Origin of the sequence: Phocaeicola sp. ICN-14070 (assembly GCF_037892625.1) — a bacterium.
GTDB lineage: Bacteria > Bacteroidota > Bacteroidia > Bacteroidales > Bacteroidaceae > Phocaeicola > Phocaeicola plebeius.
The window spans coordinates 1-13,968 of record NZ_JBBKBF010000047.1 but is presented as its reverse complement, the minus strand read 5'-3'; the positions used below and the strand labels follow the sequence as shown (position 1 = coordinate 13,968).

The following is a 13,968-nucleotide window of genomic DNA, read 5'->3' as shown; positions in this document are numbered from 1 at the left end:
ATTTCTTCAAACAAACTTCCCGGCCTGTTTACTTCTTATTTTTCTTTAGAGCCAGCACAATGGCGACCAATATTGCCAAGCCCAATATGCCCAATGCAATGAAAGCAATAGTTTCCGTCACATGGAGTGATTGCGGGTCAAAGGTAAATTCTACCACATGCTTTCCAGCTGGTACATTCATCGCACGCAAGATATAATCTGCACGGCCATGCAATACCTCTTCTCCATCAATGAACGAACGCCATCCCGGATAGTAAATCTCAGCAAAGACTACCGTACCGCCCTTCGGAGAGTTTACCTCATACTTCAACGCATTAGGTTCATAGCTGGTCAATACAATCGTACTCAGGCTGTCGGCACCTACAGAAGCTTTCACTTCGTTCTGGAACTTTTTATCTACCACTGCTACGTGGGCCGGATTTACCTGATGCAACGCTTCTATTTCTTCATTGGCATTGTTCACATACTGCACCTCGTTAACAAACCAGGCATTGCCTAATGCATGAGGATTAAACATCGGAATAGTCTTGCCCTGCTGCAACGGAATGATGAAATAACGTGTATTCAGCATATTCAGCACCGGAGTCAACGTATCACCTACCTGACTTAAATCAGCTCCTACCGAGGGTAAAGTCTTATACAGAGCCGTAATTTCACCCTGAATGTGCTCATCAATCATTTCCTGATAACGGCGAAGCTTCGCTGCATGATACCCTCCAATACTTTTGTGCCAGTAGGCTGTATTATTCTCATTAAAGGTATTGACCGACAGATTCAATACACGATAATCCAGAGACTTGTCCTGAAGTATCTGCTTGTCTGTCTCCGAAGGTTCCAGGAAAGGCTGCATTTCTGTGCCCTTTGCCACAAACTGCTCGTCATACAGATAGCGCTTGTTTACACTCCACATATCTACCAGACAAAGCAAAGCCAGCAAACCAACCAGCAGCTGTGCTTTCAGTTTTCCGGCACAGTATCCCCATAACAACACAGCTCCTATCAATACGACAAAGAAGCTCCTCCAGGCATCCGAAGTAAAGATGGACTTACGTATCTCTTCCAAGTTAATTAAAATCGGAGCCAGCTGATCGGCCGGAATCGCATTCTGCAATGCGTTCATTTCGGCAGAAGACACATACGAAGGGAAGAAGAAGCCTGGCGCCAATGCAAACAGCAAAGAAAGACCTCCCGTCAAAGCAAAAGTAATATAGAAAGACTTACGTGATTCATTCCACAACTGCGGACGTTCTACCACTTCTTTTAACGCCATAATGGCCAGCAACGGTATGGTAAACTCTGCAATAACCAGAATAGAAGATACCGCACGGAACTTGCTGTACATGGGCACATAGTCAATAAAGAAATCTGTCAGGCCCATAAAGTTATGTCCCCAGGAAAGTAATATGGAGAATACGGTTCCACCCACCAGTGCCCACTTCATCGGTCCTTTTACGATAAACAATCCCAAAATGAAGAGGAACATGACAAAGGCACCTACATATACCGGACCGGAAGTACCCGGCTGTTCACCCCAATACTGTCCCAGCTGACTATACAATCCCATATAGTTAGGGTCGGCCTTTTCCATGGCTTTCTCATTTTGAGCCAAAGGAACAGAAGCACCTCCTTTCACATTCGGAACCAGCAGCGAGAAAGTTTCTCCGATGCCATAGCTCCACTGTGTGATGTAGCTTCGTTCCAATCCGCTATTGGACTGGTTTGCACTGTTCTCCTTTACCAGCTCACTTTTGCCGCGCATGGTCTCCTTGCTGTACTCATACGTATGATACAAGTTTGACAAGTTCACACACACGCCCAACAGGCCCGCGATTACCAGTACCACACTGGCTTTGATAAATTGAGGCATCTTCCTCTCCCGCCATGCCATCACTCCATACGCAATGGCCATGAACAGCATGACAAACAAGAAATAGTAACTCATCTGTGGATGGTTGGCCACAATCTGCAAGGCTACAAACAAGGTCGTTACAATCCCTCCAGCCAACAGCTTACCACGATAAGCCAGCACCATACCGGCAATTGTAGGAGGAATATAGGCCAATGCTACAAACTTCCAGATATGACCGGCCGCAATGATGATGAAGAAATAAGACGAGAATGCCCAGATAATGGCACCCAGGGTTGACATCCACACTTTAAAATCAAATGCACGCAAAAGAATGTAAAAACCCAGCAGCATGACAAACACATACCACACGTAAGTAGGCAGGAACAGATGATATACCTGCTGAATCCAGCCCAACGTATCGGTAGAATCATAGCTCGGAGACATCTGGTAGGTAGGCATTCCTCCAAAAATGGAATTTGTCCAGCGCGTACGCTCACCAGTCTTCTCCAGGTATTCACTCATTTCACGTCCAGAACCAATGCCGGCTACCGCATCGTGCTGAGCCAGAATTCGTCCTTCATTTACCGCAGGATAGAAATACGCAAACGAAATAAGGGCAAAAAGCACGATTACCACTACATCGGGTAATAGTTTCTTGAACAAGTTCATATTATTCATAATTAATGTTTTCGGCAGGCAAAGATAACACAATACTGCCTGAAAAGTCGTAAATTTGCCGCTGAAAATCTTTTTTAACGCATGAAAATAGGAATCATTACGGCCATGTCTTCCGAACAGAAGCAACTGGCTAATCAACTCGAGAACAAGACTGAACGTAAAGAAGGTCCCTTCACCTATATTGAAGGAAACATCAAGCAAAATACCATCATCCTGATGCAATGTGGCATCGGCAAAGTGAATGCCGCTGCCGGAACGGTCGAACTTATCCGCAACTTCCAGCCCGACTGCATCATCAGTACCGGGGTAGCCGGCGGAATCGACACTTGTCTGAAAGTGATGGACGTAGTAGTCAGCCAGCAGATTGTATACCATGACGTATGGTGCGGCGAAGGCAATGCCTACGGACAGATTCAGGGTCTCCCTACTTTCTTTCAGGGAAATGAAACCCTCTTCCAGTGTGCCCTTTCACTCGATACAGAAACGGCTATCCACGGAGGACTGATTTGTACAGGCGACAAGTTTATTACCGACCGCAGCGAACTGGACGAAATCAAGCATAACTTCCCGGAAGGACTGGCTGTAGATATGGAATCGGCTTCCATTGCCCAGGTATGCTACCTCTATCAGATCCCTTTCATCAGTTTCCGCATCATCAGTGACACTCCGGGAGCTGACAAGCACTTTGAACAATACCAGAATTTCTGGGGGGAAATGGCCGACCGTTCTTTCCACGTTACTGAAACTTTCCTGAAAGCATTACCCAACAAACTATAATCACTTTATGAAAAAGATACCAAGCTTTACAGTAGACCATATTCGTTTGCAACGCGGTATTTTCGTGTCACGCAAAGATGAAGTTGGAGGTGAAATCGTTACTACCTTCGATATTCGTATGAAAGAGCCTAACCGTGAACCAGTCTTAGGTCCTGCCGCTATCCACACCATTGAACACCTGGCAGCTACTTTCCTGCGCAATCATCCGGTATGGGCCGACAAGATTATCTATTGGGGACCAATGGGCTGTCTGACCGGAAACTACCTGATAGTAAAAGGCGATTTACAATCCAAAGACATTGCTCCGCTGATGACAGAAACCTTCCGCTTCATCGCCGATTATGAAGGTGAAGTGCCGGGAGCCAGTGCAAAAGACTGCGGAAACTACCTGATGATGAACCTTCCCATGGCCAAATGGGAAGCAGCCAAGTTCCTGCATGAGGTGTTGGAACAACTGACAGAAGCCAACTTAGAATATCCGAAATAACTATAAAAAAGCGGGAGCTTCTTTCCAGATGAGTGGAGGAAGCTCCCGTTTTTTATTCTCGCATTATCATTCAGCTTTTAATACCACTTCCGTTCCTTTCAAAAGAGGAGACGTCAGTTTCACACGAATCTCACCTTTCTCACCTGTAGTCTGGATATAGGCCAGCAAACGCCCGTGGAATGCACGGTGATGATTATCCGTATAATCACTCATATCGCTGTTATTTGAGCCTTCCAGTCCCAACAAACGTGCCGGACCTTCAATCTGACAAGTTACGTCGTTATCGCCTAATTTTACGATAGTACCTTGTTCGTCCACCACTTCGATCGTTACATGTGCGGTAGCTTTATCCGGTGACAAGACTTCCTTATCCACTGTAGCCCGCAAGGCGTATGGACGTCCTGAAGTCTTGATTACATAAGATGAAAGCACTTTTCCTGTTGCATCACAACCTTCTGCACGCAGTTCACCATCCTGATAAGGAATATCCCAATAAATGATACCGCTCTTATCGTCGTAAGGCTTCATCTGACCTACTTCTTTTCCGTTCAGCAACAAACGAGCCTGCGGTGCATTGGTATAACAAACCACCCGAATCAACTGGCCCGGTTCGTAGTTCCATAAATCCCATGCATCCATTGATACCCAGTCGTGCTTGGGATATGTACCGATGTAAGTCACAGGTTTTTCACTCCAAAGCGAAGCACGGAAGTATCCACGTGGCTTGGGGAAACTGCCAAAGTCCAGCAGACCGGTATACAAACCTCTGGAAGGCCATCTGCCAGATTCACCTAAATAGTCCGTACCCGTCCAGAGGAACTGTCCGAAAATAAACTCCTTGTCGCGTACCGCATGCCAGGCTTCAATTCCCACACCCGTTTCACTACCGTAGATCACACGGTCAGGATAAGTGGCATGATCTTCGTCATAACGGTTCTCCGTATAATTATATCCTACTACATCTACTGCTTCAGGATACTCTGTTTGATTCGACATCACCACTCCGGCCAATGCACCGGTAACAGGACGTGAAGTGTCCACCGCACGTACACAAGCCGCCAGACGCTTCGCAATCTTACCGATACGCATGGCATCCGGTGCATCAGGCTTGTATCCTCCGAACATAGGCTGGTTAATGGTTGTACCATCCAGCACCGGGTGAGAATAAGGGTCATTCGGATAGTCTACCTCATTACCGATACTCCACAAGAATATACAAGGGTGATTCCGGTCACGACGCACCATATCCGTCACATCCCGTTCAATCCATTCCTCAAAGAAATCAAATGTTCCGTCATAGCTTGGTTCACCGACATTCCATCCCTTTATCCATTTCCGTTTCGGGAATTCCCATTCATCCGAAGCCTCATCCATCACCAGGAAGCCCATTCGGTCACATAAATCATACAATACCGGTGCCTGCGGATTATGGCTCATACGGATGGCATTCACGCCAATCTCTTTCAGGTTTCTCAGACGACGCTCCCATACTTCAGGAGGAACTACCGCACCCAGTACACCTGCATCGTGATGCAGACATACTCCTTTTACCTTCATCCAGTTTCCGTTCAGGGCAAATCCCTTGTTGGCATCGAACTTCAACGTACGGAGACCTACATTCGTCGAACTGCCATCTATCCGTTTACCGTCACAAAACAACTCAGTCTTCAACGTATACAGATAAGGTGAATCCAGATTCCAGCGACGAGGCTTCTTTACTTTCAATGATACTGTTTCTTTTGCAATACCCTCAGCTTTATCTGCCACTTTCTTACGGCCCTGCGCTACCAGTGTACCTTCTGCATCATAAAGTGCTGCAGAAACCTCCAATGTACCAGTAGCCTTCACATGTTTCTCTACTTCCATATCGACTGCCACTACCGCCTGCTTATCAGTCAGTGAAGTAGCATGCCAACCTATTCCCCATTGCGCAAAATGAATGTCAGGAGCAGAAATCATCCATACATCCCGATAGATTCCGGAACCGGTATACCAACGTGAATCGGCATAACGGCTATGGTCAATACGGACTGCCAACACGTTATCTCCTTCCTTCAGGTAAGGAGTCATATCATACATAAAAGAGATGTATCCATTCGGACGTTTACCGAGCAAGTGTCCGTTCAGATAAACCTCGCTGCGGTTATATGCTCCCTCAAAATAGATGTAATGGCGTGCAGCCTTATCGGTAACTTGAAAATGTTTCCGATACCAGCCCATCCCCCCCGGTAAATAACCGGTACAGCTTGCCAGTGAAGGAGAAAGCTGTCCTTCTACCGACCAGTCGTGCGGTAAATCCAGCTTTCTCCACTTACTGTCGTTATATGATACAGAAGCACCCAGACTATCGTCCGATAAACTAAACAGCCAATTCTCATTAAATTTTTTGGCTTCGCCAAAAGAAACTTGGGCCTGTACGATAGTACACACCAACAACCCTAAAAGAATAGTTAAAAATGCCTTGTTCTTCATATAACTTTTTTATTTTAGTTCATAGACTACAGTTGTCACACTTTCTGCATCTAACACAACAGAGTCTTCAGTTTCTAAAACCTTCTCAACCAATTGTTTATTTGCAGAGGTTGTATAAGTTTTTATAGACTTAAGTTCCCCAGGCCAATTTTGACGTGTCTCATTTAAGCGTACTCCCTTGCTTGATAAGTTTGTATACACCGCTACGATACAATCCTGCTGCGGTGAAATCCAAGCAGAACCAAAGAAACTCATAGACTCATTTAAAGTAACAGAAATTCGTTGATAATCAGGACGAATGAAGCGGCTATAGTTTCCTAATACCCACAAAGTAGCAGTTGCATTAAAACTTCCTTCTTCTTCCAGGTTATCCACACTTTCTTTATCTCCAGCCCATCCCTTCGGTGTCAGTGAAATCAACAGGAAACGGTTTTTCTGTCCCCATCTTGAAACATCCATAGCTACCCAATAATTCCACGACGTTACATTAGCAACTGTCAGGTCATTATGAATCACCTTAGACATATACAAAGCAATATCCATTTCCGAAGCTGCTTCATACCCTACAAATTCAGACGAACTATAATTATCTCCCAGCATGCTCCACTCACTTTGCCAAACTTCCACGCCATACTGTGTAGCAGTTTCTGCCACTTTCTTACGTACCTCACGCATTCCATCCCATGTTCCATCTGTCCAGTAGCTATGTCCGCAAATTAAATTCTTCACATGTGATAAATCGCCCACATAAGCAGATGATGAAGTAGAAAAGAATGCAGAAAGCACATTACTACGGTTTGCATCGTCTTTCACCTTGTAAAGATACTCCCAATCTCCAGATTCTCCTAATAAAATATTAGTAGAAAGTCCTTTTTGGGTCAGTTGCGAATCAAGTTCTCTTGCAAGCTTCGCTATTTCATCATTTTTCCATCCACTACCTTCCTGACCATTTCCATCCCAATTATATTGAGGTTCATTAACTGGAGAAATATGGCTGACAGAGAACCCTTCATCTACATAATGTTTTGCGACCTCTGCCATATAAGCAGCAAAATCATCATAACAGTCTGCTTTCAGGTTTGCACTGCCTCCATTCTGAGAAAATCCTTTGCCATTCAAAGTGTACTGTACTGGAGGAGTATTACTAAAAAGCACATAATTATTGACGCCAAACTCTTTTGCACGACTCATGAAATAACGCTGTCCTTCACAGTGTGTCCAGTCTAGTGACAGATTATCTGTCAAATAAGACTCTGCACGTCGAGATTTGTCCACAATTCCACTTTCGTCACCTTGTTCCGTACTTCCTCCTCCCAAATTCACACGCCACATAGAAATTCCGATTCCCTTAGGCTGTCCATCTACAATCTCCGAAGAAAACAAAAGTTCGGAAATACGGTCACGGCCACTGGTCCAATACTTTCCGATATAAGCAGGTGTCCAGCAGTCAGATGCACCAAATCCCACCATTTTCTGAAACGTCTGTCCAGCATCAACTGTCACACTTTTCTCTACACTGACAATCTCACCTGAATCTCCCCCTTCCTCAGGATTTTCTGGAGTATTGTCACTACATGCAGCCAAAGCTAATAAACCTAATATTATTGAATATCCTTTCATCATTTTGATTCTTCAAATAAAAATGCCATTCAGAAGAACATACACATTCCTCTGAATGGCATATAACCTAATTACCTTATCTTTTAATTCCAGTTAGGGTTCTGCTCGATAGAACCGTTAGACATAGTTACCTCATACAAAGGAATTGGGAAAAGAAGATCACGATCTTCACGGAATGACTTACCCTTATCACTTGCTTCACCTTGGTTATCCCACTCCATTGCATCGCGAGTAGCAGGATCTGTATTCCATTTTACAAATGAACCGTTTTCACCCATCAGATTTGCAATCACCGGTTTACCATTATCATCTTTCCAACGACGGATATCGTACAGACGATTCTGTTCGAAAGCCAATTCCAAGCGACGTTCGTTACGAATTGCATGACGAAGTTCATTTCCAGTTACGGTTACAGATGCCAGTCCGGCACGATTACGAACTCTGTTCAATGCAATCTGTGCATGAGTATCATCATTCAATTCATTACAAGCTTCTGCATACATCAACAAAACATCAGCATAACGCAAAATACGATGATTAAGCGGACTCTTATCTGTATTATAAACCTCAGGACGGTCATTTAAAGGAAGGTAATATTTACGAATAATACGACCAGACTTATGACCTGACGGATCAATCACCAAGCTGTTTTCAGGCAGATTATATTTCTCTACACAGTCATCATACACAGATATTTCCTTATTATCATTCAGGATTTTAGTGAAATTTTCTTCAGTTTCACCTTTAATTTCTGTACAGCCAGTCTTAATGATAGTCCATTCACGACGCTCATCATCCTCACCATAGGCCGCTTCCAAATTGGCAGTAGGCTGACACCATGCCCATCCATCACCCAAAGCAGCACCACAGCTACGTGCACCTGTTACAGTAGAAAGTGATCCACCTACAGCCAATGTAGCATGATATTCATATTGTACCTCAAAAAGACTTTCCACACTGTTGCCGAAATCTTTATCCCATACATCACCAAAGTTAGGAAGCAAATCATACTCTGTAGTCTGTGCATCTTCACCAGTATAGCCAGATTCCGGAATCAACTTCTGTAATACATCGCGAGCTTCTGACCATTTTTCCTGATACAGATAAACCTTACCCAGCAAACCAAGAGCAGCTCCACTAGTAGCTCGTCCCATATCAGCATCCGCATATTCACTACGCTTCGGCAATACCTCAGCAGCAGCAATCAAATCCTCCTCAATAAATTTATAAGTATCTTCCAATGACGCACGAGTTATACCTTCAATTTCTTCCGGCATCTTGAACTCTGTAATCAAAGGTACACCTCCAAAGTTTCTAGCCAGTTCAAAATAGAAATATCCACGCAAAAAGCGGGCTTCTGCTACCAGACGCGCCTGAAGTTCCGTGTCCTCCAGTCCGGCATTGCTGATACGGTCAATAGCGACATTGCAGCGCAGAATACCTTTATAACGATATTGCCAGAAATTGGAAATAGGACCATTACTTGCGCCATTACCTTGGTAATGTGCCAATGAAATATAATCACTCTGACCCTGTGTAGTATTTCCCATCCAAGCGTCATCACTACACATTTCTGACAAAAGCCAAACGGTATTAATGTTCCACCATCCGCCACAGGTAATATCCTGATAGCAGCCTGTTATATAAGCCTCGCACTCATCAGCCGTAGTAAAATAAGTATCAAGGTTTTGCTGGCCACGTACTTCTTCTGTCAAGAAATCTTCACAAGAAGTAAAAGTCAGAGAGCCAAACAATGTCAATATTGCTAATAGCTGTTTCATAGTTATTCAAGAATTAAAATTTAAAGTCTATACCAAACAAGAATGTACGTGGATTCGGATAAGCAACGTTATCGATACCAGTTTCAATTACACTGCCATCTGCATTTAACATAGGACGCTCCGGATCCATACCAGAATAACCGGTAATGGTAAACGGATTCTGTGCAGAGAATGAAATACGCAAGTTAGCACCTCCTACCCATTGCTTAGGCAAGGTATATCCAATCTGAAGCAATTTACAACGCAGATAAGAACCGTCTTCTACATAGAAGCTAGACACACGCTGATAGTTCAGGTTTAAATCATTGTATGACAAACGCGGAATATCATAGCTTGTACCTTCTCCATCCCAAGCTTTATTTAACGTACCAGCCCATACATTCTGTCCATTGGCACCAGAATAATATCCTTTTGTTGTATTAAATATATCATTGCCAATTGTACCATAGAAATTAGCTGCAAAATCAATGTTCTTATACGCGAATCCTAAGTTCAAACCCACCATCAAATCAGGATAAGGATTACCAATATAAGTCTTATCATTTGCATCCAGATTACCATCATGGTTCAAATCTTTAAAGCGAATATCTCCAGGCTGAGCATTAGGCTGAATCAGATTTCCATGTTCGTCAGTATGTGCATACACTTCTTCCCAATTCTGGAACAAACCATCTGCCACATATCCATAGAAACGAGAAATCAAACCTCCATCTTCGTTACAAATAATCTGATCACTGTTAAATCCACCTGTATAAATCGGTCCATCACCAGAGAATTTAATGGCCTTATTACGTACAGAAGACAAGTTCAAACCGATATTGTAAGAGAAATCACCTTTCTGATCACGCCAATCGAGTCCAAGTTCCCATCCATACGCCTTCATGCTACCTACATTCATCCATACTGTACTATTCCAGTTCGGATAACCAATGGCAAAAATATTCTGCTTTTCATAAAGCATATCTTTTGACTTCTTCTGGAAATATTCAAAAGTGACACCTAAACGAGAGTCAAGGAATGACATATCCAATCCTACGTTCCAGTCTTCTACAGTTTCCCATTTCAACAGACTATTACCTACTGTAGAAATAAAGTAACCGTTCGCTAATGTAGGAGAAGTTCCAAAATAATACTGAGTCTGATCCAACAAAGTCAAAGTAGCGTTATTGTCAATATTCTGGTTACCTACGCGACCCCAACCTCCACGAACTTTCAAGTCGCTAAAAAGAGACTGGTCTTGCATAAACTCTTCACTAATAACACGCCAAGAAGCAGAAACTGACGGGAACAATGCATATTTATTTCCTGTTGGGAAACGAGATGAACCATCGGCACGTAATGAAGCTGAAATGTAATATTTGTTAGCATAATTGTACATTACACGTCCCAAGAAAGAAACCATTGAGTTAAATGTAGTTTCACCATAAGCCTCTGCATTGTCTGCATTACCGGCATTTACTTCCTGCATCTGATCCATATTGCTTGGCAAGTCACGACGCAGTGCTTTCGTATTATACCATGCATAACGTTCTGCAGTAAAACCTGCCATCACATTCAAGTTATGCTTCTCTGCAAAAGTATCTGCATAGGTAATTGTATTGGTCCAGTTCCAGTCTAACCATTCCTGTGACTGACGAGAAATTTCATTCAAGTCTGTCTTTTCCAATGGATCCAGACTAAACTCTGGAGTAAAGCTGTCTGAACGACGGAAATGTGCATTTGTTCCGAACTGCGTACGTAAAGTCAACTTCTGAATCGGATTTACCTGCAAATAAGCATTCAAGATTGCCCCCATTTCGCGTGAGTTACTGTTTGAACGGGCGATTGAAGCTGCCGGGTTCCAAACCTGGTTGTTATAAGAGCGTTGATAATTATTATACTCATTATCTACCCATTCTGATTCAGGCTTGAACACCGGAGTAGTCGGGTCCATACCCATAGCTGAAGAGAACTGGTCGGGAGTATCTTCCCAAGACTCCATACGAGGAGCTATGTCCACGCCCATCTTTACGTATTTATTAAAAGTATATTCTGTGTTCAAACGAATATTTATCTTGTCCCAATAACCTACATCAAACTGAGAATTGTTACGATAGTAACCTAAACTAAAGTTATATACTAATTTGTCTGTTCCGCCTGCTACACTGAGCGCATAGTTCTGAACCAGGGCAGTCTTGTTCACTACAGTATCCCACCAATCAGTTCCACCCGGATTCGTAGTAGCTCCAGCGTCATTCCAGTTAGAAGTAGAACCATCATTTGTATAACGCTTGTTGTACACCTCTTTATATTCACTGGCATTTGCCATATTAGGTTTCGCGATAGTCTGGAAACCCACAGAAGTAGTGAAGTTAATGTTAGCCTTTCCCGACTTACCTTTTTTCGTTGTAATCAAGATTACACCATTAGAAGCACGAGTACCATAAATAGCTGCCGCAGAAGCATCCTTCAATACTTCCATTGATTCAATATCATTACTATTCAAGAAGTTGATATTATCACCTACTGGCATACCATCCACTACATAGAGCGGATTACTACCATTTACAGTAGTAACACCACGAATCAATACTTTAGGAGTAGTACCCGGACCACCACCACTTGCTACTTGCACACCATTTACCTTACCTTGCAAAGCATCCATGGCATTACCCGTCACAGTCTGTGTAATCTCTTCCCCCTTCACTGTAGAAATGGAGCTTGTCAAATCACTCTTTTTCACCGTACCATAACCGATAACAACCACCTCTTCCAGTAATTCTGTAGACTCTTTTAACTCTACATTAATAACAGTTTTTCCATTTACAGGAATTTCCTGTGTGTCAAATCCGATAGAAGAAAAGACAAGTACGGCGTTTGAAGAAACGTTTGTCAATATATAGTCACCATCCAGTCCGGTAATAGAACCGTTTCCTGTACCTTTGATCTGCACTGTAGCGCCGATCATAGGCTCCTTATCAGACGCTGAAGTTACCGTTCCTTTTACGGTAAGGGTCTGTGCATAGCTACATAATGAAAGTAGCAATAAACACACAATTAAAAATTGTTTTTTCATGTTCTATGATTATTGGTTAATTAATTTGCAGGGACAATTTTACCTCTACCTAAATGAGCATCAAATTCAAATCGATAGTTTCCTCCATTTGTAACAACAGGTTTCATCCAGTTATCTTGTACGGAAGAACCATCCCACCACTGACGATTCGTACCTTCCCAGTTGGGATTTACATTATTTGCTTTACTAAAGTAACCAAACTTCTCTATATCTGTAGAATTATCACATCTCCATTCTACCTGATCCCAGTAACCATTTGGATGATAATTAGATATAATAAAGTTCATTTCTTCACCTGACTGTAAAGACCAAGTTGATCCTGTAGCCGGATAATAAAACAAATGCGGATTATTTGCGTCTTGCACAAAAAGATGCTCTCCCGCATTCTGCGGAGAATCACCCCAGCCAATATAGAAGTTAAATTGAGGTTCTCCTTCATTTCTCGGCATGTCACACAATTGCCCATATTCATAATTAATAGGATCAGTAGCCTCAGTTACAGAATACGTCTTTATGCTATAAGTAGATTGCTTTACATTTATATCAATTTCATAATATACATTAGGTGTATCTAGAACTATTGGCTTGGCTAATTCTGGATCATCTGTCAATTTATTGGAATCTTCAGGATCCAATCCAAAACAAATCGGAGTAAAGCTAGTTTTCTGAGGAAGGAAGAAAATTTCTGTACCTGCAGCTTTATTATAATAACGAGCCTTATATTGATATTCTCCGGTATGATTGATAACCATTGGCACACCAAAGACATCGCTGTTCAACTCTTCATCAGTAGCAACATCAGCCAAATACATTTTCTCAAAATCAGGCATTTCCGAAACAGTCAAACTACATGTGGTAGTAACACTATTCCCTACTGCATCATAAGCAGCCAAATTAATAGTATAAACCTGGCTCACATTAGGAAAAACAATAACTTCTTTAAAAGTTAAAGAAGATTGTCCCTCTGCGCTCACCGTACGGGTTTCAAATCCTGTCAGTTCTGGAATCTCAATCGTCGCATAATCCAATTTTCTATCATCGGTTACAGTGAAATTCAATGTATATTGGGGATTTCGATCTGCTTTCATCAAAACCGTAATAGCCTTATCTGGAGCTAAAGAGAATACTGGATTTTCAAAGTCTCCATCCATCGTAATAAGCACATCCTGGGATGTCTCTCTTCCACCCACATCCACAACTGTTACTTTTACCGTAAACTGTTCTCCAACCTCATCTCTTGAAATGCTAA

At 42.7% G+C, this 13,968-nt stretch carries 8 protein-coding genes; 2 read left to right on the top strand and 6 right to left on the bottom strand.

Annotated elements, in window-relative coordinates; genetic code table 11:
* Positions 1–28: 28 nt before the first annotated feature.
* On the bottom strand, positions 29–2,518 hold the full coding sequence (locus tag WKT20_RS12455; RefSeq protein WP_340417459.1) for a hypothetical protein: 2,490 nt from the start codon (positions 2,516–2,518) through the stop codon (positions 29–31).
* Positions 2,519–2,608: 90 nt separating this feature from the next.
* Here WKT20_RS12455 and WKT20_RS12450 point away from each other — a divergent pair, with 90 nt between their 5' ends.
* Positions 2,609–3,304 carry a 5'-methylthioadenosine/adenosylhomocysteine nucleosidase gene (locus tag WKT20_RS12450; protein WP_022054305.1) on the top strand — a complete coding sequence of 232 codons (696 nt, stop codon included), beginning with the start codon at positions 2,609–2,611 and terminating at the stop codon, positions 3,302–3,304.
* A gap of 7 nt (positions 3,305–3,311) precedes the next feature.
* On the top strand, positions 3,312–3,791 hold the full coding sequence (locus WKT20_RS12445; RefSeq protein WP_340417454.1) for an S-ribosylhomocysteine lyase: 480 nt from the start codon (positions 3,312–3,314) through the stop codon (positions 3,789–3,791).
* A 66-nt stretch (positions 3,792–3,857) separates the two neighbouring features.
* Here the strand turns inward: WKT20_RS12445 and WKT20_RS12440 are convergent, their stop codons facing one another.
* The 5 genes from WKT20_RS12440 to WKT20_RS12420 all read right to left on the bottom strand — a co-directional run.
* Positions 3,858–6,263, bottom strand: coding sequence for a sugar-binding domain-containing protein (locus WKT20_RS12440; protein ID WP_340417453.1), 2,406 nt, complete (start codon positions 6,261–6,263; stop codon positions 3,858–3,860).
* A 9-nt stretch (positions 6,264–6,272) separates the two neighbouring features.
* A complete protein-coding gene (locus tag WKT20_RS12435; protein WP_340417458.1) occupies positions 6,273–7,883 on the bottom strand; it encodes a glycoside hydrolase in 1,611 nt (536 codons plus the stop codon).
* A gap of 83 nt (positions 7,884–7,966) precedes the next feature.
* Positions 7,967–9,664, bottom strand: a complete 1,698-nt coding sequence (locus tag WKT20_RS12430) for a RagB/SusD family nutrient uptake outer membrane protein (protein WP_340417452.1) — start codon at positions 9,662–9,664, stop codon at positions 7,967–7,969.
* Positions 9,665–9,677: 13 nt separating this feature from the next.
* Entirely contained in the window at positions 9,678–12,719 is a 3,042-nt protein-coding gene (locus WKT20_RS12425) for a SusC/RagA family TonB-linked outer membrane protein (RefSeq protein WP_317345016.1), read from the bottom strand.
* Between the two features lie 20 nt (positions 12,720–12,739).
* Positions 12,740–13,968: hypothetical protein (locus WKT20_RS12420; RefSeq protein ID WP_340417451.1), on the bottom strand; the 1,229-nt coding region annotated here is incomplete at its 5' end.